The following is a 20,508-nucleotide window of genomic DNA, read 5'->3' on the forward strand; positions in this document are numbered from 1 at the left end:
GGCCAGAGTGGGCGCGTCGCGACTAGGATTTCAACCGTGATGAATAAATCGCCGCGCCGGGGCCGGCGGACGGGCAGCCCCGACACCCGCGCCCAGATCCTCGACGTCGCGCGCCGACGGTTCCTCGCCGAGGGGTACGAGGCCGTCACGCTGCGTTCGGTGGCCGCCGAGGCGGGCGTCGACCTCGCCCTGGTCAGCTACTTCTTCGGCTCCAAGAAGGGCCTGTTCGGCGCCGCGCTCGCGCTGGCGGCCAACCCCGCCGAGAGCCTCGCCCTCGTCCTCGAAGGCGAGGTGGAGACCCTGCCGGAGCGGGTGCTGACCCAGCTGCTGCACGTGTGGGACGACCCGGAGAACGCCGCCCCGCTGCGCGCCATGCTGGGCGGCGCGGCCCAGGACCCGGCCGCCGGGGTGCTGGTCAGCGAGGTGGTCCAGCGCGAGATGATCGACCGGATCGCCGCCCGGATCGGCGGGGCGGACGCCCGTCGGCGCGCCTGCGAGTTCGCCTCCCACCTGGGCGGCCTGATCATGGCCCGGTACGTGCTGCACCTCGAACCGGTTGCTTCGCTCCCGGCTGATGAAATCGCCCGCAGCTACCTCCCGGCCATGCGCCACGCCCTGCGAGTGCGGCCCGCACCGTCCCGCGCGGGCCGGTAGGCGGGGGAGCGGGCTCGCACGGAGAAGGCCGAAGGCCCCGCGCGGAGGAGCTCCGCGCGGGGCCTTCGGTGCCGGGGTCGGCCTAGTACCAGTGGTGCGCCTGCCAGAACGACCAGGCGGCGCAGGGGCTGCCGTAGCGGGAGTTCATGTAGTTCAGGCCCCACTTGATCTGGGTGGCCGGGTTGGTGCGCCAGTCGGAGCCGGCGGAGGCCATCTTGGAGCCGGGCAGGGCCTGGACCAGGCCGTAGGCGCCGGAGGAGGCGTTGACGGCGAGCGGGTTCCAGGTGCTCTCGCGGGACACGATGTTGCTGAAGCACTGCAGCTGGCCGGCCGGGACGATCTGGGCGGCGATCTCGCGCGGGCTGCCGGAGTAGCTCGGCTTGGCGTTGAGCTTGGCGCGCTCCTGCGAGCGGGAGGCGGCGGCGTCGGCGTCCGCCTTGGCCTTGGCGTCCGCCTGGGCCTTCGCCTCGGCCTCGGCCTGCGCCTGGGCGGCGGCCTGGGCCTGCGCGGCGGCGGCAGCGGCGTCGGCCTGGGCCTGGGCGGCGGCTGCAGCGGCGTCGGCCTGGGCCTGGGCCTGGGCGGCGGCTGCAGCGGCGTCGGCCGCCTGCGGGGCCGGGGCCTGCTCGGCAGCCGGCTGCCCGTCCACGGAGACGCCGGCGACCCCGGCCACCGGGGCGGCGGCCTCGGCGACGTTGCCGCCGCTCTGCGGGATGGCGAGGGCGGCGGTGGCCGCGCTCGCCACCACGAGGGTGGTGATACCGGTGATCAGCGAGTTTCGGCGGGCATGGCTGAGCTGCATGGAGCGGACGATCCTTTTCCGTCGGGGGCCGTGTCGGGAGCGCGGGGGCATCCGGCACGCGGGGCGGGGCTCGGGTGAGCAGGGCCCGCAATGCCGTCCGGGACGGCCATGGCACCCCGGCGGTGAGGGCGGGGCGGGCGGGTTGCGCGGCGGCCGGGGCCGGTCCGCGCTGCCTGGCGACGGGCCATTCTTGGCAGAGCGCGGCGGGGGCGGCAAAGCCGCCTGCTACTACGCGCGGTAGTGGCCAGGGGCGGCGGAAACGGCGAGGCGCCCGGCCGGAGCCGGGCGCCTCTGGGCGATTTGTCCGTTTTGTGCAAAGAGGGGGCGAGTTGCCTGCGTCGTCGACGAACGATCGGCCCCAACCGGCCCGCCGCCTGCGTTCTTCCGGGTCCGGACCGGCTCCGCGGCCGGGCCGGACCGGTCCGGCAGGGGCACTCCCGGCCGCCCCGGCCGCCCCCGCGGGTGGCCTGCCACTATCGGCGGCAGTAGATGCGAAAGGCCGTGTGGGAGGCCTCACACCCCGGCCTGCCGGGGGTGGGCGCAGCGTGACCGGCCGGTCACCGGATCAGTGGCCCCGGTACGGGTTGTGCTCGGGGGTCACCGGAGCGTTCGCGTACGGGTGCTGTCCGGCGGTCGGAGCGTTCGTGTACGGGTTCTGCCCGGGAGCCACCGGGGCGTTCGCGTACGGGTGCTGCCCGGTGGGCGGAGCGCTCGCGTACGGTCCTTGCCCGGTGGCCGGACCGTTCGCGTACGGGTTGCCGGGCACCGGCTGCTGCTCCCCGTACGCGGGGTAGGAGGGGACGTCCGGAATGGCCTCGTCGGCGGGGGCGTCCTCGTCCTCCTCCTCGCCCGCGGCCTCCTCGACCGGCACCAGGTCCCGGGCCAGCAGCGTGGCGCCGGCCACCGCACCCGGCATGGCGAGAACGGTGACGAAGGGGATCAGGAACGCCAGGATCAGGGGGACGCCGAAGCCGAGCGTCAGTCCGAGGCGGGCGCGCAGCAGCCGGATCCGCTCGCGCTGCGGCACCCCGCGCCGCTGGAGGGCGACCGCGGTCAGCTCGACGGCCATGAAGAACCCGGTGACGAGGAAGCCGGCGACCGGTACCAGGGTCTGCCCGACCACGGGGATGAACCCGCAGGCGAACAGCAGGACGCCGAACCCGGCCACCCGCACCAGTACGTGGAGGCTGTCCCGGGCGGAGACCACCAGCTCGCGCCAGAGCGGCACGTCCGGCGGGGTGGGCGCCCCGCCCTCGGTCTCGTCCACCTTCTCGCAGAGCGACTCGTAGAAGGGCTGGCCGACCAGCAGGGTGACGGCGGTGAAGGTGATCAGCGAGATCAGCAGTCCGCCGCCGAAGACGATCAGGGCGAGTGCGCCGCGCAGCAGGCCCTGCCAGGGCGAGCCCCAGTCGTCCGCGAACGGGGTGGCCCAGGTGGCGAGGTCCTCCGACCATCCGCCGAGGAACCCCAGTGCCACCGCGTACCCGATCAGGGTGAGCAGCGCGGGGATCATCCCGAACGCCCACCAGCGGCCGTGCCGCCCCACCCACTTCTGGCCCTTGGCCAGGTACCCCATCCCCGCCACAAGATCTCGCATAGGGGAAAAGGGTAGGGGCTGGCCGTCGGCGGGTCATATCCGTCCCGTCACGGTCCGGTGCCGACGGCCCCGCCGGCGCCCTGCGGCCCTGCGGCACCGGCCCTGCGTCACTGCGGCACCGGCCCTGCGTCACTGCGGCACCGGGGCCCACCGGCGCAGTGCCGGGGAAGACGGCACCGGGCCCGGAAAACGGCACCGGGCCCGGGAGCCTCCGCAACGGCTTCCGGGCCCGGCGTTCGCGGGCGGCGCGGTCCGGCTCAGGCGGCCGGCGCCACCGCCGCAGCCCGTCGCCGGCGGCCCACCACGGCCGACGCCGTCAGCACGATGGCTGCGGCGACCAACGACAGGTACATCTGCTTGCGCCCGTCGGCGTCGGTGAACATGTACGCCACCACGAACCCGATCATGCCGATGGCGGCCCAGGTGAGGTAGGGGTACAGCCACATCCGGACGGTCAGGCGCTCCGGCATCTCGTTCTCGATGATCTTGCGCATCTTCAGCTGGGAGAAGCAGATCACCAGCCAGACGAAGAGCGCGACCGCACCGGAGGAGTTGAGCAGGAAGGAGAAGACGGTGTTGGGGGAGGTGTAGTTGAAGAAGACGGCGACGAAGCCGAAGACCACCGAGGACAGGATCGCGACCATCGGCACACCGCGCCGGTTCACGGTCGCGAAGGCCTTGGGGGCGTCGCCGCGCTGGCCGAGCGAGAACGCCATCCGCGAGGCGGTGTACATGCCCGAGTTGAGGCAGGAGAGCACGGCCGTCAGCACGATCACGTCCATCACCTGGCCGGCGCCCGGGATGCCGACGTGCTCCAGCACGGCGACGTACGGGCTGCCCTTGACCGCGTCGGAGTCCCACGGCAGCAGGGTGACCACGAGCAGGATGGAACCCAGGTAGAAGACGCCGATCCGCCAGATCACGCTGTTGGTGGCCTTGCTGACCGCCTTCTCCGGGTCCTCGGACTCGCCGGCGGCCAGGGTGACGATCTCGCTGCCCATGAAGGCGAAGACGACGGTGAGCATGCCGGTGAAGACCGCCCCCACGCCGTGCGGCAGGAAGCCGCCGTGGCCGACCAGGTTCGTCGTGCCGACCGCGTGGGTGCCGGGCAGCAGCCCGAACGCGGCCAGGGTGCCGATCACCAGGAAGGCGGCGATCGCCACCACCTTGATCCCGGCGAACCAGAACTCGAACTCGCCGTAGGAGGCGACCGAGAAGAGGTTGGTGGCGGTGAGCACCGCCATCACGATCAGCGCCCAACCCCACTGCGGCACCCCGGGCACCCAGTTGTTGAGGATCTTCGCACCGGCGGTGGCCTCGACGGCCAGCACCACGACCCAGAAGAACCAGTAGAGCCAGCCGATGGTGAACCCGGCCCAGCGGCCGAGCGCCCGGTCCGCGTACGCGGAGAAGGAGCCGCTCTGCGGGTCGGCCGCCGCCATCTCGCCGAGCATCCGCATCACCAGCACGACCAGCACACCGGCCAGCGTGTAGGAGAGCAGGATGCCGGGGCCGGTGGACGCGATGCCCGCGCCGGAGCCGACGAAGAGGCCGGCGCCGATCACGCCGCCGATCGCGATCATCGACAGGTGGCGGTTCTTGAGCCCGGCCTTCAGGTGCCCGTCGGCGCCGTGACCGGGTGCGCCGTGACCGCCCCGGCCGGCCTGGCCGTGCTGCGGGGGGACGGCGTCGGCCGGCGGCGATCCGGCCGTAGTGGTGGTTTCCGCACTCATGGAGGGTGAGCCCTGTGCCTTTCCAGCGCGGCTGACCCTCGGCTCGTGCACCGGAGGGTGGGGGACGTACCCGCGCAATGCGGTGCAACCTAACTTCTACCTACGAGTATCGGAACAAGGGTCGCGCAATTGTTCGCTCAGCGGACGCAAAGTGCCAGGTCAGAGCGGGTGAAAAGATGTCGCGGAAAGCTCAAATCTGAGGCATCGTCAGGCCTTTCGGAGCCCCTCGGGGCCCGCTGCGGGAGCCGGGCGGCGGGCCGTCCATACTGTCCGCGTGATGATCGTCCTCGTGCTGCTCGGCCTGCTCGCCGTCCTCGCCGTCCTGGCCCTCGCGCACTGGTACCTCTGGCGGCGCCTGGTGCGGGACGTCTCCGCGCCCGGTGGCCCTTGGCGCCGGGCCGGGACGGTCCTCGCCGTCGTCCTGCCGCTGCTCGCGGTGGGAGCGCTGGCCGGCGGGCGGAAGCTGCCGATGTCCGTCGAGCGCTGGCTGGCCTGGCCGGGCTACCTCTGGTTGGCGGTGCTGCTCTACCTGCTGATGGCGCTCGCGGTCGGCGAGGCCGCCCGGCCGCTCCTGCTCCGCCTCCCGGGTCGCCGGTCCCCGGCATCGCACGAGACCCCCGCGTCGCAGGAGGCCTCGGCGGCCGGCGCGACGGAAGCCGCCGCGCCGAAGGACACCGCGCCGAAGGACACCGCGCCGACGGACACCGCCCCCTCGCCCGAGCGCCGGCTCTTCGTCGCCCGTACGGTCGCGATCGGCGCCGCCGGCGCGGCCGCGGCCGTGGTCGGCAACGGCGCGTACGGGGTGCTGCGCGGGCCGCGGCTGAAGCAGGTCACCGTGCCGCTGGCCAAGCTGCCCGCCGGTGCGCACGGCTACCGGATCGCCGTGGTGAGCGACATCCACCTCGGGCCGATCCTCGGCCGCGGCCACACCCAGCGGATCGTCGACACGATCAACGGCGCCCGGCCCGACCTGATCGCCATCGTGGGCGACCTGGTCGACGGCACCGTGCCCGAGCTCGGGCGGGCCGCCGAGCCGTTGGCGCAGCTGCGGGCGCGCGACGGCGCGTACTTCGTCACCGGCAACCACGAGTACTTCTCCGGCGCCGCGCCCTGGGTCGACTTCGTCCGCGAGCTGGGCGTCCACCCGCTGCAGAACGCGCGCGTCGAGCTGCCCGGGTTCGACCTGGCCGGGGTCAACGACCTCGCCGGGCGCTCCGAGGGCGACGGCCCGGACTTCGCCAAGGCGCTCGGCGACCGCGACCGCGCCCGCACCTCCGTGCTGCTCTCGCACCAGCCGGTGACCATCCACGACGCCGTGCGGCACGGCGTCGACCTCCAGCTCTCCGGCCACACCCACGGCGGCCAGCTCTGGCCCGGCAACTACCTCGCCGAACTGGCCAACCCCACCGTCGCCGGGCTGGAGCGGTACGGCGACACCCAGCTGTACGTGACCCGCGGCGCCGGGGCCTGGGGCCCGCCCGTCCGGGTCGGGGCACCGTCCGACATCACCATCGTCACGCTGGCCTCGCTCCGGGCCTGAGCGCGCCCGGGGTCAGGCCTGCTCGCCCTCGCCCTCGGTGTCGATGTGCGGCAGCACCCCGTCCAGCCACCGCGGAGTCCACCAGGCGGCGGGACCGAGCAGGGTCATCACGGCCGGTACCAGGAGCAGCCGCACCACGGTGGCGTCGATCAGCACGCTGACGGCCAGCCCGAGGCCCATCATCTTGATGACGATGTTGTCGCTGACGATGAAGGCGGCGAAGACGCTGACCATGATGAGCGCCGCGCAGCTGATCACCCGGGCGGTGATCTCCAGGGCGTGGGCGACGCTGCCCCGGCTGTCCCCGGTGCGCAGCCACGCCTCGTGCACCCGGGACAGCAGGAAGATCTCGTAGTCCATGCTGAGGCCGAAGACGATGGCGAACATCATCATCGGCACGTAGCTCTCGATCGGCACGGTGCCGGAGACCCCGAGGGCGGGCCCGCCCCAGCCCCACTGGAAGACCGCCACCAGCACGCCGTACGAGGCGGCGATGGAGATCAGGTTGAGCACGGCGGCCTTCACCGCGACCAGCGGGCCCCGGAAGACCAGCAGGATGATCAGGAAGGCCAGGCCGACCACCACGGCGATGATCGGCAGCAGGCGTTCGGCCACGATGTCGCCGAACTCGACCTGGGCGGCGGTCGTGCCGGTGACGTAGGTCTTCGCGCCGGTGCCCGCCACGGCCTGCGGCAGGACGGTGTCGGCGAGGTGGCCGACCAGGTCGGTGGTCTTCTCGTCCTGCGGCCGCTGGGCGGGGGTGACGGTGTTGAAGAGGACGTCGCCGTCGGTGCTGGTCTGGAGCGGGGTGGAGCCCGCCGCGTCGGGCAGGCCGGTGAGCGACTGCTGGACGGCGCTCTGCACGGCGGGCCGGGAGCCGGCCGGGACGGCGCTCTGGTCGACGACCACGGTGATCGGGCCGTTCGAGCCGGGGCCGAAGGCGTCGGACATCAGGTCGAAGGCACGCCGGTCGGTGAACGAGACCGGGTCGGCACCGTCGTCGATGTGGCCGAGCTGGATGGAGAACAGCGGGACGGCGAGGATGCCGACGACGACCACCCCGGCCGTCAGGAACCACCAGGGGCGGCGCTCCACCCGCTGGGCGTAGCGGTGCCAGGTGCCGGTGATCTCCTCCCCGGGTGCGGCCCCGGTCTCGGCGACCGGCCGGTGCACGGTCCAGCGGTCCATCCGGCGGCCGATCAGTCCCATCAGCGCGGGGAGCAGGGTCAGCGCGGCGAGCACGGCGGAGACCACGGTCACCCCGGCGGCGGCGCCCAGCTTGGCGATGAAGTTCACCCGCGAGACGGCCAGGCCGGCCAGGGCGATGACCACCGTGCAGCCGGAGACCAGCACCGCCCGGCCGCTGGTGGCCACGGCGTGCCCGGCGGCGGTCACCGGGTCCCTGCCGTCCATCAGGCTCTGCCGGTGCCGGGTGAGCAGGAACAGGGCGTAGTCGATGCCGACCCCGATGCCGATCATGGTCGCCAGGGTCGGGGCCACGGTGGCGAAGGTGGTGGCCGCGGCCAGCAGGCCCAGCAGTCCGAGCCCGACGACGGCGCCGATCAGGGCGGTGACCAGGGGCAGGCCGGCCGCGATGACGCTGCCGAAACCGATCAGCAGCACGATGACGGCGACCCCGAAGCCGATCAGTTCGCTGACCCGGTCGTCGGCCGCCGGGCGCGCCAGCTCGCCGAGCGGACCGCCGTACTCCACCTGCACCCCGGCGTCCCGCAGCGGGGCGACGGCGGCGTCCACCCCGTCGAGGTACTCGTCACCGAGGGTGGTGGGGTTCACGTCGAAGCGGAGCGTGATGTAGCCGGTGAGGCCGTCCGCGGCGAGCGGGCCGCCGGGCGGGGCCGACTGGCCGGCCGGGGGCAGCGGGCTCTGCACGGACTGCACGTGCGGCAGCCGGCCCAGGGAGGCGACCGCCTGGTCGACCTGGCTCTGGAAGCCGGTCAGCGGCCGGGCGTCGTGGAGCACCACCTGGGCGCTGGTGCCGCCCACCGTCGGCTCGTGGGCCCGGAGGACGTCGCGGCCCTGCTGGGCCTGGGTCTGCGAGAGCGAGAAGTCGTCCGAGAACGTGCCGCCGACCGCGCGGTCGATCACCTGGACACCGGCCAGCGCGACCAGCCAGAGGACGAGGACGAGGACGGGGCGGCGGGCGCACCACTCGCCGAGGGCGCGCAGGGAACTGCGCCGGGCGGGGCGCGTGGCCTGGTCGGTGACACCGGGGGAGGACGCCATGAGCGCTCCTGGGGGAGGTGGCCAGGCGGATTCACCCACGGCCGGGCGGCACGGTCGAGCCCCGATGCTAAGGAGCGGGCGGCGCCGATCAGGCCGGGGACACGCCCCGGTGCCCCGTTCGGCGGCGCGCGCGGCGCGCGGCGGTTCCGGTCTCCCGCAGCGCCAGCAGGACGATCCGCCGGGCGTCCGCCGGCCGGCCGGTGAGACGGGCGGCCAGCAGGCGCGGGATGTCGCTCTCCTGCGAGTACCCGGGCACCACGGTCACCTCCGCCCGCCGCACCCCGGGCTCCCCGGCCACGGCGTAGGTCACGGCGTAGGTGGTCCGGTCCGGGGGCGGGGGCACCCTGGTCGTCGGCATGGCACCTCCTCGCTCCGCCCGCCGATTGCGTCCGCCGGCGCGCTGCTCCGGCAGTCCCCTGCCCCGCTTGCCCGCTGCTCCGCCGACGCGCTGCTCCGCCCGCCCATTGTCGCGCCGGCCGCCCCGACCCGCCGGGCGGCTCGGGCACGGGCGCGGGATCGTGTGGCCGATCGGGGTGAATCCGGGCAGAGTGGGAAATCTCCGGTAGGGGGAACTCCGGGAAGGGGCGACCCCATGCAGACCACCTGGAAGGGGACGATCAGCTTCGGGCTGGTCAGCATCCCCGTGCACCTGTACTCCGCCACCCAGGAGCACGACGTCCCGCTGCACCAGGTGCACGCCAAGGACGGCGGACGGGTGCGGATGAAGCGCTACTGCGAGCAGGAGGAGAAGGAAGTCCCGTACGCGGAGATCGCCAAGGGCTACGAGTCCCCCGACGGCCGCACCGTCACGCTGAGCGACGAGGACCTCGCCGACCTGCCGCTGCCCAGCAAGAAGATCATCGACGTGCTGGCCTTCGTGGACGCCGGCGAGATCGACCCGCTGATGTTCTCCAAGGCGTACTACGTCGGCGTGGCCGACAAGGCCGCGGCCAAGCCGTACGCGCTGCTGCGCGACGCGCTCACCGACTCCGGCCAGATCGCCGTCACCAAGATCGCGCTGCGCAGCAGGGAGTCCCCGGCGGTGCTGCGGGTCCACGACGGGACCCTGGTGCTGCAGACCTGCATCTGGCCCGACGAGGTGCGGCCGGCGGCCGGGATCGCGCCCGAGGAGGAGGTGACCGTGCGGCCGCAGGAGCTCAAGATGGCGCGTTCGCTGATGGACACCCTCTCCGAGGACTTCGACCTCTCCCAGCTCCACGACGACTACCAGCAGGCGCTGCAACAGGTCATCGAGGCGCGGTTGCAGGGCGTCGAGGTGCCGCACGAGGAGGAGCCGGGCGAGGCCCCGGACAACGTCATCGACCTGATGGAGGCGCTGCGCAGCAGCCTCAAGGAGGCCAAGGGCGGGCACCGGCGCGGCCACGCCGGGCCGGCCGCGGAGCCCGGGGAGGCGGCCGCGGAGCCGGGCGCGGCGGAGGAGCCGGCGGAGAAGCCGGCGCCCCGCAAGCGCGCCGCCGCCGCGAAGGCGGCCGGGAGGAGCGCCGACGGCACCGGGAAGGCGGCGGCCGCGAAGACCACCACGGCGCGGAAGAGCACCGCGAAGACCACCGCCGCGAAGACCACGGCCGCGAAGAAGACCGCCGCGAACACGGCGGCCACGGACGCGACCACCGCGAAGAAGGCCACCACCAGGAAGTCCGCAGCTCCCCGCAAGGCCTCGTGAGCTGCGTACCGGCAGTCCCCCCGACGTCCGGAGGCGAACCCAGATGGACCTGCTCACCTACAAGGACCTCGACAACGGTCCCGACGCGCCCCAGCACCCGAGCTGGGCGCACCGTGCCTGGCACGCCCTGCTCAGCCTCACCCCGACCGCCGTGGTCCTCCTGGTCGCGCTCTCGCTCGGCCTGGGGGCGATCGGGTCCCAGACCTCGTGGCGGTGGCTGGTCCTCTTCAGCATCGTCTGGGGCGTGACCGTGATCGCCCTCGTCGGCATGATCGCGCGCTGGATGACACCCGGACCGGGAAGGCACCGGACGGCCGGCTGACCCCTCCGGTGCCCGCCCGGCTCCCGGCCGGGCGGGCACCGGCACCGTGGGGGAGCGGGCACCGGCTCCCCGCCGGGCGACCGCGTCCGCGGGGGCGCCGCCGTTACGCGACCCAGACCGTGGTCACGTTGCAGAACTCCCGGATCCCGTGGCCCGACAACTCCCGCCCGAAGCCCGAGCGCTTGACCCCGCCGAACGGCAGCGCCGGGTGCGAGGCCGTCATGCCGTTGAAGAACACCGCGCCGGCCTGGATGTCGCGGACGAAGCGCTCCTGCTCCGCCGGGTCGTTGGTCCAGACGTTGGAGCTGAGCCCGAACGGCGTGTCGTTGGCGAGCGCCACCGCCTCGTCCACGTCGGCGGCCCGGTAGACGGTCGCGACCGGCCCGAAGGTCTCCTCCAGGTGGATCCGCATCGCCGGGGTGATGCCGGTCAGCACGGTCGGCTCGTAGAACCAGCCGGCGTCCAGGCCCTCGGGGCGCCGGCCGCCGCACTCCACCCGGGCGCCGTGCGCCCGCGCGTCCTCGACCAGCTCCTCCAGGTCGGTCCGCCCCTGCGGGCTGGCCAGCGGGCCGACCTCGGTCGCCTCGTCCATCGGGTCGCCGACGGTCAGGGCCCGCATCGCCGCGGTGAAGGCGGCGGTGAACGGCTCGTACACGTCCGCGTGCACGATGAAGCGCTTGGCGGCGATGCAGGACTGGCCGTTGTTCTGTGCCCGGGCCCGGACGGCGGTGCTGACGGCGGCGTCCAGGTCGGCGCTGGGCAGGACGACGAACGGGTCGCTGCCGCCCAGCTCCAGCACCGACTTCTTCACCTCGTCGGCGGCGGTGGCGGCGACCGCCCGGCCGGCCGGCTCGCTGCCGGTCAGGGTCACCGCGGCCACCCGGCGGTCGCGGATGACGCCCTCGACCGCGCCGGAGCCGATCAGCAGCGTCTGGAAGCATCCGTCGGGGAAGCCGGCCCGGCGGAACAGCTCCTCCAGCGCCACCGCCGTCCGCGGCACGTTCGAGGCGTGCTTGAGCAGGCCCACGTTGCCCGCCATCAGGGCCGGCGCCGCGAACCGCACCACCTGCCAGAACGGGAAGTTCCACGGCATCACGGCGAGCACCGCCCCGATCGGGCGGTAGCGGACGTAGGCGCGGGCGGCGCCGGAGTCGGCGACGTCGGCCGGGTCGGGGTGCTCGTCGGCGAGCAGTGCCTCGGCGTTCTCGGCGTACCAGCGCATGGCCTTCGCGCACTTGGCGGCCTCGGCGCGGGCGGCGGTCAGCGGCTTGCCCATCTCCTCGGTCATCGTGCGGGCGACGGACTCCCGGTCCTCGTCCAGCAGGTCGGCGGCGCGGCGCAGCAGTTCGGCGCGGTACGCGAAGGAGGTGGTGCGGTAGGTGCGGAACGCCTCCTCGGCGCGGGCCAGCCGCTGTTCGAGGCCGGCGGCGTCCAGCGGTTCGAAGGTCTCCAGGGTCTCGCCGGTCGCGGGGTTGACGCTTGCGATGGGCATGGATGGGCTCCCAGGTGTCCGCGGGGTTGTCGTGCCGGGTCTGCCTCCACCCTCGCCGACGCCCCGGCCCGGGGCACGCCATCGCCGCCCGGCGTGTCCCGCCGGGCGGCGCGGCGCCGCCGTCACTCCGGCAGCGACTCCACCCTGGCCGCCGCCTCCCGGGCCCGTGCGCCGGCCCTGGTACGGGCGGCGGTGACCTGCCGGCCGGGGAAGCGGTGCAGGTACTCCGCCTCCAGCTGCCCGGTCCGCAGGGTGTGGCGTTTCAGCGCGTCCTCCGACCCGTAGAGAAAGGTCTCGTGCCGGGTCCGGTGCAGCTGCTCCAGCTCGTGCAGCAGCGTGTCGTTGCCCAGGGCGTGCGGGGAGATGCCCTCGGGCCTGGTGTGCGGAGCGTCGGGGTGCCGCATGTCCACTACCTCCTCGGCGGGAAGCCCCCCGACTACCCGGTGCCCCGGGACCGGCGCCGGTACACCCGCGCGGACGGGCCCGCAGGTGAACAAGAGTTCTCGTACAATCACTGTCGTACAAGAGCTCTTGTCTATATGCTCGCCGCATGACCGACGAATCAGAAGCCCTGGCCGCCGCGCGGAGCGACGTCCGCCAGATCTCCGACTCCCGCGTCCTGGCCGCCCTCACCCACCCGGTCCGCCGCCGCCTGCTCGACGTGCTGAGGGTCGACGGCGCCGCCACCGTCGGCCTGCTGGCCGAGCGCACCGACCAGGCCGTCGGCAACGTCAGCCACCACCTCAAGGTGCTGGCGGGCGCCGACCTGATCGAGGAGGCGCCCGAGCTGGCCCGGGACCGGCGTGAGCGGTGGTGGCGCCTGACTCCCGGGAACCTGCGCTGGGTGCGGGCCGACTTCGAGAACGACCCGGTCGCCGAGGCGGTCGCCGAGGCCGCGGGCTCGCTCCAGCTGGAGCGCCAGGCCGGCCTGGTGCGCGCCTGGCCGGCCGTGCGGTCGGAGTACGACCCGCAGTGGCACCAGGGCTGCGCCGTGGCCACCGAGACCTGGCTCCGGCTCACCCCCGAGGAGGCCCGCGAGCTCGCGGCCGACCTGGTGGCGGTCCTGGAACGGTGGGCCGCCCGGCCGGTGCCCGAGGACGGGCGGGAGCGGGAGTCCGTCTTCGCCTTCGCCCACAGCGTCCCCGCCCGGCCGTGAGTGCCGCCCTCACCCCGGCCGCCGCGCCGCGCCGCTCACGGTGGGGCCTGCTGGCCCGGCGCGACTTCCGGCTGCTCTGGGCCGGCGAGAGCGTCAGCCGGCCCGGTGCGCACGGAGCGGGACTTGCCCTCCGGGCCGGCCGACGCCGGGCGGATCGTACGATGACTACTTCGTCCACCGTCGGTTCTCCCTCCCACAGCTCGGAACGATCGCCCATGCCGCTCCCCAAGGCCGAACTCCACCTGCACATCGAAGGCACCCTGGAGCCCGACCTCGCCTTCGCGCTCGCCGCGCGCAACGGCGTCACCCTCCCGTACGCCGACACCGAGGAGCTGCGCCGCGCGTACTCCTTCAGCGACCTGCAGTCCTTCCTGGACCTTTACTACGCGCTGATGGCCGTGCTGCGCACCGAGCAGGACTTCGCCGACCTCGCCGACGCCTACCTGGCCCGGGCCGCGGAGCAGGGCGTGCGGCACGCCGAGATCTTCTTCGACCCGCAGGCGCACACCGCCCGCGGCGTGCCGCTCGGCGTCGTGGTGGAGGGCCTCGGCCGCGCGCTGGACCGCAGCGAGGAGCGGTACGGCGTCTCCACCCGGCTGATCATGTGCTTCCTGCGCGACGAGTCCGCCGACTCCGCGCTGGAGACCTTCGAGGCCGCCCGGCCGTGGTTCGGCACCCGCATCACCGGCGTCGGACTCGACTCGGCCGAGGTCGGCCACCCGCCGGCCAAGTTCCGCGAGGTCTACCGGCTCGCGGCCGACGCCGGCCTGCACCGCGTCGCCCACGCCGGCGAGGAGGGCCCCGCCGGCTACATCACCGAGGCGCTCGACGTCCTCGGCGTCGAGCGGATCGACCACGGACTGCGCTGCCTGGAGGACCCGGACCTGGTCGACCGCCTGGTCCGCGAGCAGGTCCCGCTCACCCTCTGCCCGCTCTCCAACGTCCGCCTCCGCTGCATCGACACCCTCGCCGACCACCCCCTCCCCGCCATGCTCGCCGCGGGCCTCCTGGTCACCGTCAACTCCGACGACCCGGCCTACTTCGGCGGCTACGCCGACGACAACCTCCGCGCGGTGGAGGAGGCCCTGAAGCTCGACCGCGAGGAGCTGCGCCTGCTCGCCGCCAACTCCTTCCGGGCGTCCTTCCTGGACGAGGAGCGCCGGGCGGCCCTGCTGGCCGAGGTGGCCGCCTACGAGTTCGAGCCCGGCGCCGCCTGACCGGCGCCCGTGCGCCCGGCTGCCTCGCCGGGGTCGGCGCCGCCCCCGGGCCGGTGCGGGCCCGGGGGCGGCGGGGAGCTCAGACCAGAGTGCTCCAGTAGTACCAGAACCGGTTGAGGATCAGTAGGACGATCACTGCGTACCAGAGCGCCGGCACCACCCAGTGGTAGCGCGCGGCCTCCCGGACGGCCGGGCGCAGCCGGCGCCCCACCGGGATCACGCCGGAGCGCAAGTTGTGCAGCGTGGTGTACCAGAACAGCGGGATCATCGCCGCCCACACCACCATGCAGTACGGGCAGAGCGCGCCGATCCGGTACAGCGCCTGGTACATCAGCCAGGTCACGAAGCCGATGCCGAAGACCGTCCCGGCCTGGAGGCCGAGCCAGAACCAGCGCCGGTACGCCGCCCCGGCCAGGAGCCCGGCGCCGATGGTGACGACGACGCCGAAGCCGACCAGGCCCAGCAGCGAGTTGGGGAAGCCGAAGGCCTCGGCCTGGTCGCTGCGCATGATCGAGCCGCAGCTGATGATCGGGTTGATGTTGCAGTTCGGGACGTACGACGGGTCCTTGAGCAGCCGGATCTTGTCCAGGGTGAGGACGGCCGAGGCGAACAGCCCGACCGCGCCGCCGATCAGCAGCAGGAGGGCGAACGGCCGGCCGGCGCCGTAGGTGCGCGCGGGCGCGTGGGAGGTCACCCGGTCACCTGCTCGACCATGGCGGTGAACTTCTCCGGCGTGACGGCCGCGCCGTTGGTGAACACGTCCAGCTTCCGGCCGTCCAGCCGCACGGTCGGGGTGCCGGTGACGCCGCTCTTGTCGAAGGCCTTGTTCACCTGGTTGGCCCACGGCGCGTAGGTGCCGTCCTGGACGGCCTTGACGAAGGCGTCCGTCTTCAGGCCGGGGACCTGCCCGGCCAGGTCGAGCAGGTGGTTGACGTCGGCGAACCCGTCGTTGCGCTCGTCCGGCTGGTTGGCGTACAGCACGTCGTGGAACTGCTTGAACTTGTCCACGCCCTCGTTCAGCGCCGCGCCGGCGGCGGCCAGCGCGGTGCGCGAGCCCTTGCCGCCGAGGCCCTGGTCCAGGAAGGTCGCCAGGTGGTACTCGATCTTGTAGGTGCCGGCGTCGGCGAGCTGCTGGATGGTCTTGCCGTTGGTGGTCTCCAGCTGCTCGCAGTACGGGCAGCGGAAGTCCTCGTAGATCTCCAGGGTGTGCGGGGCGTCGGCCTTGCCGTAGGTGATCACGGTGCCGTCGGCGCCGCCCGCGTTGGCGGGGGTGACCAGCGGGCCGTTGGCGGCCGTGTCCCCGGAGCCGGAGGAGCCGCCGACGGCGAGGGCCGTGCCGGCGGCGAGGGCGAGCACGGCCGCGGAGGCCGCGCCGACGATCGTCCGGCGGCGGATCTTCGCCGACCGCTCGGCGCGTTCGCGCTCCTCGCGCATCCGCTCGGTGGCGGCGCGGCGGGCGGCGTTGCGGCTCTGCTGCCCGGAGGCGGTGGGGCTCCCGACGGTGGGGCTCCCGGCGGCGGGGTTCCCGGAGACGGCGTCCTCGGAGGTGGTGCGGCGGGTCTGGGGCTTCTTGCTCATGGCGGGGTGTCGTCCTGTGCTCTCGGTCCGGTGCTCCGCGTCGGGGAGCAGGGCAGGCGCGAAGGCGCGCGGCGGGGCGACCGGCGGAGAAACCGAACGGGACGGTTCCTCAGCAGGCCGGAGCAGCCACCGGCGGCCCGCGGCGGACCGCCGGGCCGAGCAGGACGGGCTCGGCCGGGACGCGGACCCGGCTGGCGCGCGGGAAGGGCGCCCGGGCCGGCGGGCGGGCCGGGACGGGCGCGGTGAGCAGCAGCAGCCGGCGGCCGGCCGTCGGGAGGAACCGACGGGTGAACTCGCCGAGGGTGTGCACCGAGCGGGCGAGGCCGGTCAGCGCGGAGTCGGCGCGGCGCAGCCAGAAGGCCGCGGCCAGCGCGATCGCGGCGTGCAGCGCGAGGAGCAGCAGCATGCCGGTGGACTCGGCCACTCCGTGGCCCAGGAGGAACCCGCCGAGCGAGCCGCCACCGCAGAGCAGCGGCTCGAAGCCGCGGGCGGAGCCGGGCGGCAGCGTGGGACAGGTCGTCTGGGCGAGGTCGAACAGGGCGCTCAGCCCCAGTTCCAGCGGCACGAAGACCGCCGCGATCGCCGGGTAGCCGCGTTCGGAGCCCGCGAGGGCGAAGGCCACCGCGAAGACGGCGCCACCGGCCAGGGCCAGCGTGCCGAGCGGCAGCGGACGGCCGGTGACCAGCACCTGGCCGAGCCCGGCGAGCAGCACGACCAGCGCGGCGAAGACCGCCGCGCGGAGCGTCCTGAAGCCCGGGCCGTTGTTCATGGGAATCGAGTCTGCCACAGGTCGAACGGCGGACGACCGGGCCGAAGGTCCGTTGTGGGGAGCCTCACCACCGCCTCTGAGCTGGGCTTATGCGTCCTTTACGGGTTCGGCGGGCGGGCCCTGGGCGGCCGCGACCCGGGCCTCGACCAGCTTCCGGAAGAGCTCCAGATCGGCCCGGACCGCGCGCTCGACCGCCCCGGCCAGGGCGAAGCCGCGCGGCCCTCCGAACACCTCGTGCACCGCCTCCGGGTCGTACTCGACGCGGATCTGCACCCGGGTGTGCTCCCGGTCGAGCGGGAGCAGGGCGAAGGCGCCGTGCAGGTCCAGGCCGTCCAGCGTCCGCCAGGCCATCACCCTGCCGCGGCCGTGGTCGGTGATCTCGGTCTCGACGCCGCGCTCGGTGCCGGCGATCTCCACCCCGAGGTGCGCGAGGTTCCGGCCCCGCGGATGGGCGCTGCGCACGCCGGCGACGAAGCGCGGGTAGTCGTGGACCCGGTGGAGCTGTTCCCAGGCCGCCAGTACCGGGGCGTCGATGTCGATCTGTTCTTCGAGCGTGCTCATAGCGGGTCGGACCTCCTGGGCCCGGTCATCCGGACCCGGTTGCTGGGACCCGGTCGTTCCGGCGGGGGCCGCGCACCTGCGCACGGGGCGCCTTCGCGCCGGGCACGCGTGCGCCGGGCACCTCCAGCGTGCGCCCGCCGGTGGCGGACAGGCAAAGCGCGGCGGGCTGCGCGAGACTGGGCGCATGCCGGAGCTGCCCGAGGTCGAGGCCCTCAGCGCCTTCCTGTCCGAGCGGCTGACCGGGCGGGTGATCGCCCGCGTGCAGCCGGTGGCGATCAGCGCGCTCAAGACCTACGACCCGCCGGTGACGGCGCTGGAGGGCCGGACGGTCGGCCCGGTCACCCGGCACGGCAAGTTCCTCGACATCGAGGCCGGCGGCCTCCACCTCGTCGTCCACCTGGCCCGGGCCGGCTGGCTGCGCTGGAAGGAGAGCCTGCCCGCCGAGCCCCCGCGCCCCGGGGGCCGGAACCCGCTCGCCCTGCGGGTGCGCCTGGAGGGCGAGGCCGGGGACGGCTTCGACCTGACCGAGGCGGGCACGAAGAAGGGCCTGGCGGTGTACGTGGTGCAGGACCCGGCCGAGGTCCCCGGCGTCGCCCGGCTCGGCCCGGACCCGCTGGACCCGTCGTTCACCCTGGACGCGTTCGCCGCCCTGCTGCACGGGGAGCGGCGCCGGCTGAAGGGCGTGCTGCGGGACCAGGCCGTGCTGGCCGGCGTCGGCAACGCCTACTCGGACGAGGTGCTGCACGCCGCCCGGATGTCCCCCTACAAGCTGGCGTCGAGCCTGACCGAGGACGAGACGGCCCGGCTCTACCAAGCGCTCGGCACCACCCTGCGGGACGCGGTGGAGCGCTCGCGCGGACTTGCGGCGGGGGAGCTGAAGGCGGAGAAGAAGCTCGGCCTGCGGGTCCACGGCCGCGCCGGGCTGCCGTGCCCGGTCTGCGGGGACACCGTGCGCGAGGTGTCGTTCGCCGACTCCTCGCTCCAGTACTGCCCCACCTGCCAGACCGGCGGCAAGCCGCTCGCGGACCGCCGGATGTCGCGGCTGCTGAAGTAGCCGCGGGGCGCGTGCCCCCGGGAGACGCGCCGGGGAGACGTGCCGGGGGAGACGCGCCAGGGCGGTGCCCGTTACCGCTTGATGGCGACGCCGCCCCAGTAGTACGCGGCGTGCGGGTCGGCCGGCGGCTCGCCGTCGGGGCGCCAGGCCATGACGGGGGCGACGCCGGGCTCGATCAGCTCCCAGCCGTCGAAGAACCGGGCCACCTCGTCGCGGGTGCGCGGGACCAGCGTCATCCCGCCGGCCCGGGCGGCCTCGGCGACCTTGGCGACGCTCTCCGGGTCGAAGTCCTGGGTCGGGTGGGTGAGGGCGAGGCAGCTGCCGGAGGGCAGGGCGTCGCGCAGCGCGGCGACCTTGGCCCACGGGTCGTCCTCGTCGGCGACCAGCATCAGCACGGCGATCATCAGCAGGCCGACCGGCCGGTCGAGGTCCAGCGTGGAGGTGAGTGACGGGTCGCTCAGCAGCTCGGCGGGCTTGCCCAGGTCGGCGTGGATGTAGGTGGTCCGGCTGGCCGGGGTGGAGACCATCAGTGCCCGCGCGTGGGCCAGCACGATCGGGTCGTTGTCGACGTAGACCACGCGGGTGCCCGGGCTGACCGCCTCGGCGATCTCGTGGGTGTTGGGCGAGGTGGGGATGCCGGTGCCGAGGTCGAGGAACTGGCGGATGCCCTGCTGCTCGGCCAGGAAGCGGACGGCGCGGCCCTGGAACGCCCGGTTCTCCTTGGCCATCGCCTTGACGCTCGGCACCGCCTCCTCGATGGCCTGGCCCATGGCGCGGTCCGGCGGGAAGTTGGTCTTCCCGCCCAGCCAGTAGTCGTACACGCGGGCGGAGTGCGGGGCACTGGTGTCGACGCCGAAGCGCTCCCACTGGCTCGGCTCGACCTCGTCACTCTCGGGCTGGTCGGAGAAGTCCTGACTTGTCGTCATGGCCACGTCCTCTGAAGACAGATCATCACACTGGGGAGGTCAGCGTAGCGGTCCAGCGGTCCGCACGGGGGCGTGGGTGTGCCGTCCGGGGCGGACGGTCCGCTTGGGCCGTCCGCCCCGGACGCGGACGGTCCGCTTGGGCCGTCGGGGTGGTGCTGGGGGCCGTCGGGGTTGCTGGTGGGAGGCGCGCGGGCTCGCGGGGGATGCATCGATCATGCTGTCTGATCGTCAGATTACTTCGCGTAGATTGCTGCTGGTTGCAGCCGGGATGTCGCTGCTCGGCGTCGCCGGTTGCCGGGGCTCCCAGGGGGCTGACGAGGGCGGTGGCGGATCGGGTGCCGAGGCGGCCGGCGGGGCGTCCGGGACGCCGGGCGCCGTGGCGCCGCCCGCCTCCGCGTCGGGCTCCGCGCCGCCCTCGGCCTCCGGCGTTCCTTCCGCCGCCCCTTCGGCCGGGCCTTCCTCGGCACCCCCGGCGGCGCCCGGCGCGGCGGCGGGCGTCGCCTCCGGCTCGCCGGTGGCCGCGCCGCGCAAGCTCACGGCGGCCGAGAGCAGACCGGTGTACGAGCTGGACGCAGAGCGGCGCGTGGTGGCGCTCACCATCGACGACGGTCCGGATCCGCGGTACACCCCGACCGTGCTGGCCCTGCTGGAGCAGTACGGCATCCGCGCCACCTTCTTCCTGATCGGCGAGAACGCCGTCGACCACGCCGGTCTGGTCAAGGAGATCGCCGCCCGGGGTCACCACATCGCCAACCACACCTGGACCCACCCCGACCTGCGCAGGCTCTCGGAGACCCAGGTGCGCGACGAGCTGACGCGCACCTCGGACCTGCTCAACCGGACCACCGGGAAGCTGCCGACCTGGTTCCGCGCGCCGGGCGGGGACTGGTCCACGGCGTCGCTCACGGTGGCCGCGGACCTCGGGATGCGGAACATGGCCTGGTCGGTGGATCCGCGGGACTGGGCCCGGCCCGGCACCTCGGTGATCACCGACCGCATCCTCAAGGACGTGCGGCCGGGGGCGATCGTGCTCAACCACGACGGCGGCGGCGACCGTTCGCAGACGGTCGCCGCGTTGAAGGCGTACCTGCCGGTGCTGATCGACGCGGGCTACTACTTCACCGCGCCGCCGGGGTGACGGCGGGCGGTGCGCACGCTCGGCAGGTAGCGGTTTTGCGGGCT

Annotated in this window: 20 protein-coding genes; 8 read left to right on the forward strand and 12 right to left on the reverse strand. The window is 74.0% G+C overall.

The genetic code is table 11. From position 1 onward, the window contains the following. Nucleotides 1-39 precede the first annotated feature (39 nt). Nucleotides 40-654, forward strand: a complete 615-nt coding sequence (locus J5Y04_RS04960) for a TetR family transcriptional regulator (RefSeq protein ID WP_245204340.1) — start codon at nt 40-42, stop codon at nt 652-654. Nucleotides 655-736: 82 nt separating this feature from the next. On the opposite strand, the gene J5Y04_RS04965 is transcribed toward J5Y04_RS04960, so the two are convergent. The 3 genes from J5Y04_RS04965 to J5Y04_RS04975 form a co-directional block, all read right to left on the reverse strand. Further along, nucleotides 737-1,453, reverse strand: coding sequence for a transglycosylase SLT domain-containing protein (locus tag J5Y04_RS04965; RefSeq protein ID WP_209410523.1), 717 nt, complete (start codon nt 1,451-1,453; stop codon nt 737-739). A gap of 565 nt (nt 1,454-2,018) precedes the next feature. Then, complete coding sequence (locus J5Y04_RS04970; RefSeq protein ID WP_209410524.1) at nt 2,019-3,050, reverse strand: EI24 domain-containing protein; 1,032 nt, start codon at nt 3,048-3,050, stop codon at nt 2,019-2,021. A gap of 257 nt (nt 3,051-3,307) precedes the next feature. Next, entirely contained in the window at nt 3,308-4,783 is a 1,476-nt protein-coding gene (locus tag J5Y04_RS04975) for an amino acid permease (protein WP_209410525.1), read from the reverse strand. 277 nt (nt 4,784-5,060) lie between these two features. On the opposite strand from J5Y04_RS04975, the gene J5Y04_RS04980 reads away from it, so the two are divergent. Then, on the forward strand, nt 5,061-6,323 hold the full coding sequence (locus J5Y04_RS04980; protein WP_209410633.1) for a metallophosphoesterase: 1,263 nt from the start codon (nt 5,061-5,063) through the stop codon (nt 6,321-6,323). Between the two features lie 12 nt (nt 6,324-6,335). Here the strand turns inward: J5Y04_RS04980 and J5Y04_RS04985 are convergent, their stop codons facing one another. Both J5Y04_RS04985 and J5Y04_RS04990 read right to left on the reverse strand, forming a co-directional pair. Continuing rightward, complete coding sequence (locus tag J5Y04_RS04985; protein ID WP_209410526.1) at nt 6,336-8,567, reverse strand: MMPL family transporter; 2,232 nt, start codon at nt 8,565-8,567, stop codon at nt 6,336-6,338. 88 nt (nt 8,568-8,655) lie between these two features. Further along, entirely contained in the window at nt 8,656-8,925 is a 270-nt protein-coding gene (locus J5Y04_RS04990) for a hypothetical protein (protein ID WP_209410527.1), read from the reverse strand. A 234-nt stretch (nt 8,926-9,159) separates the two neighbouring features. Between J5Y04_RS04990 and J5Y04_RS04995 the strand changes: the two genes are divergently transcribed. After that, the gene (locus J5Y04_RS04995; RefSeq protein WP_209410528.1) at nt 9,160-10,251 is read left to right on the forward strand and encodes a Ku protein; all 1,092 of its coding nucleotides are present in this window, start codon (nt 9,160-9,162) and stop codon (nt 10,249-10,251) included. Between the two features lie 43 nt (nt 10,252-10,294). Further along, entirely contained in the window at nt 10,295-10,573 is a 279-nt protein-coding gene (locus tag J5Y04_RS05000; RefSeq protein WP_209410529.1) for a hypothetical protein, read from the forward strand. 103 nt (nt 10,574-10,676) lie between these two features. Here J5Y04_RS05000 and J5Y04_RS05005 read toward each other — a convergent pair whose 3' ends face one another. Continuing rightward, nucleotides 10,677-12,065, reverse strand: coding sequence for an NADP-dependent succinic semialdehyde dehydrogenase (locus J5Y04_RS05005; RefSeq protein WP_209410530.1), 1,389 nt, complete (start codon nt 12,063-12,065; stop codon nt 10,677-10,679). A 122-nt stretch (nt 12,066-12,187) separates the two neighbouring features. Then, entirely contained in the window at nt 12,188-12,469 is a 282-nt protein-coding gene (locus J5Y04_RS05010) for a DUF6158 family protein (RefSeq protein ID WP_209410531.1), read from the reverse strand. Nucleotides 12,470-12,615: 146 nt separating this feature from the next. Between J5Y04_RS05010 and J5Y04_RS05015 the strand changes: the two genes are divergently transcribed. Further along, entirely contained in the window at nt 12,616-13,221 is a 606-nt protein-coding gene (locus tag J5Y04_RS05015) for a helix-turn-helix transcriptional regulator (protein WP_209410532.1), read from the forward strand. Between the two features lie 215 nt (nt 13,222-13,436). After that, nucleotides 13,437-14,438: an adenosine deaminase gene (locus tag J5Y04_RS05020; RefSeq protein ID WP_209410533.1), complete on the forward strand. Its 1,002-nt coding sequence runs from the start codon at nt 13,437-13,439 to the stop codon at nt 14,436-14,438. A gap of 79 nt (nt 14,439-14,517) precedes the next feature. Here the strand turns inward: J5Y04_RS05020 and J5Y04_RS05025 are convergent, their stop codons facing one another. The 4 genes from J5Y04_RS05025 to J5Y04_RS05040 all read right to left on the reverse strand — a co-directional run bounded on the left by J5Y04_RS05025 (nt 14,518) and on the right by J5Y04_RS05040 (nt 17,346). Further along, entirely contained in the window at nt 14,518-15,132 is a 615-nt protein-coding gene (locus tag J5Y04_RS05025; RefSeq protein WP_209410534.1) for a vitamin K epoxide reductase family protein, read from the reverse strand. Next, on the reverse strand, nt 15,129-16,016 hold the full coding sequence (locus J5Y04_RS05030; protein WP_209410535.1) for a thioredoxin domain-containing protein: 888 nt from the start codon (nt 16,014-16,016) through the stop codon (nt 15,129-15,131). The genes J5Y04_RS05025 and J5Y04_RS05030 overlap by 4 nt, the downstream gene beginning before the upstream one ends. A gap of 109 nt (nt 16,017-16,125) precedes the next feature. Further along, nucleotides 16,126-16,785: a hypothetical protein gene (locus J5Y04_RS05035; protein ID WP_209410536.1), complete on the reverse strand. Its 660-nt coding sequence runs from the start codon at nt 16,783-16,785 to the stop codon at nt 16,126-16,128. 87 nt (nt 16,786-16,872) lie between these two features. After that, complete coding sequence (locus J5Y04_RS05040) at nt 16,873-17,346, reverse strand: SRPBCC family protein (protein WP_209410537.1); 474 nt, start codon at nt 17,344-17,346, stop codon at nt 16,873-16,875. Between the two features lie 184 nt (nt 17,347-17,530). On the opposite strand from J5Y04_RS05040, the gene J5Y04_RS05045 reads away from it, so the two are divergent. Further along, on the forward strand, nt 17,531-18,400 hold the full coding sequence (locus tag J5Y04_RS05045) for an Fpg/Nei family DNA glycosylase (RefSeq protein ID WP_209410538.1): 870 nt from the start codon (nt 17,531-17,533) through the stop codon (nt 18,398-18,400). 71 nt (nt 18,401-18,471) lie between these two features. Here the strand turns inward: J5Y04_RS05045 and J5Y04_RS05050 are convergent, their stop codons facing one another. Further along, the gene (locus tag J5Y04_RS05050) at nt 18,472-19,326 is read right to left on the reverse strand and encodes an SAM-dependent methyltransferase (protein WP_209410539.1); all 855 of its coding nucleotides are present in this window, start codon (nt 19,324-19,326) and stop codon (nt 18,472-18,474) included. Nucleotides 19,327-19,540: 214 nt separating this feature from the next. Between J5Y04_RS05050 and J5Y04_RS05055 the strand changes: the two genes are divergently transcribed. Next, nucleotides 19,541-20,464 carry a polysaccharide deacetylase family protein gene (locus J5Y04_RS05055; RefSeq protein WP_209410540.1) on the forward strand — a complete coding sequence of 308 codons (924 nt, stop codon included), beginning with the start codon at nt 19,541-19,543 and terminating at the stop codon, nt 20,462-20,464. The last annotated feature ends 44 nt before the right edge of the window (nt 20,465-20,508 follow it).

This window comes from Kitasatospora sp. RG8 (genome assembly GCF_017813315.1).
Classification (GTDB): Bacteria; Actinomycetota; Actinomycetes; order Streptomycetales; family Streptomycetaceae; genus Kitasatospora.

Coding starts and splice junctions, on each gene's coding strand:
- J5Y04_RS05035 (WP_209410536.1), bottom strand. CDS start 16,785: ATGAACAACGGCCCGGGCTTCAGGACGCTCCGCGCGGCGGTCTTCGCC.
- J5Y04_RS05020 (WP_209410533.1), top strand. CDS start 13,437: ATGCCGCTCCCCAAGGCCGAACTCCACCTGCACATCGAAGGCACCCTG.
- J5Y04_RS05010 (WP_209410531.1), bottom strand. CDS start 12,469: ATGCGGCACCCCGACGCTCCGCACACCAGGCCCGAGGGCATCTCCCCG.
- J5Y04_RS05005 (WP_209410530.1), bottom strand. CDS start 12,065: ATGCCCATCGCAAGCGTCAACCCCGCGACCGGCGAGACCCTGGAGACC.
- J5Y04_RS04975 (WP_209410525.1), bottom strand. CDS start 4,783: ATGAGTGCGGAAACCACCACTACGGCCGGATCGCCGCCGGCCGACGCC.
- J5Y04_RS04970 (WP_209410524.1), bottom strand. CDS start 3,050: ATGCGAGATCTTGTGGCGGGGATGGGGTACCTGGCCAAGGGCCAGAAG.
- J5Y04_RS04965 (WP_209410523.1), bottom strand. CDS start 1,453: ATGCAGCTCAGCCATGCCCGCCGAAACTCGCTGATCACCGGTATCACC.
- J5Y04_RS05055 (WP_209410540.1), top strand. CDS start 19,541: ATGCTGTCTGATCGTCAGATTACTTCGCGTAGATTGCTGCTGGTTGCA.
- J5Y04_RS04985 (WP_209410526.1), bottom strand. CDS start 8,567: ATGGCGTCCTCCCCCGGTGTCACCGACCAGGCCACGCGCCCCGCCCGG.
- J5Y04_RS05045 (WP_209410538.1), top strand. CDS start 17,531: ATGCCGGAGCTGCCCGAGGTCGAGGCCCTCAGCGCCTTCCTGTCCGAG.
- J5Y04_RS04980 (WP_209410633.1), top strand. CDS start 5,061: ATGATCGTCCTCGTGCTGCTCGGCCTGCTCGCCGTCCTCGCCGTCCTG.
- J5Y04_RS05040 (WP_209410537.1), bottom strand. CDS start 17,346: ATGAGCACGCTCGAAGAACAGATCGACATCGACGCCCCGGTACTGGCG.
- J5Y04_RS04995 (WP_209410528.1), top strand. CDS start 9,160: ATGCAGACCACCTGGAAGGGGACGATCAGCTTCGGGCTGGTCAGCATC.
- J5Y04_RS05015 (WP_209410532.1), top strand. CDS start 12,616: ATGACCGACGAATCAGAAGCCCTGGCCGCCGCGCGGAGCGACGTCCGC.
- J5Y04_RS05050 (WP_209410539.1), bottom strand. CDS start 19,326: ATGACGACAAGTCAGGACTTCTCCGACCAGCCCGAGAGTGACGAGGTC.
- J5Y04_RS05000 (WP_209410529.1), top strand. CDS start 10,295: ATGGACCTGCTCACCTACAAGGACCTCGACAACGGTCCCGACGCGCCC.
- J5Y04_RS04960 (WP_245204340.1), top strand. CDS start 40: ATGAATAAATCGCCGCGCCGGGGCCGGCGGACGGGCAGCCCCGACACC.
- J5Y04_RS04990 (WP_209410527.1), bottom strand. CDS start 8,925: ATGCCGACGACCAGGGTGCCCCCGCCCCCGGACCGGACCACCTACGCC.
- J5Y04_RS05030 (WP_209410535.1), bottom strand. CDS start 16,016: ATGAGCAAGAAGCCCCAGACCCGCCGCACCACCTCCGAGGACGCCGTC.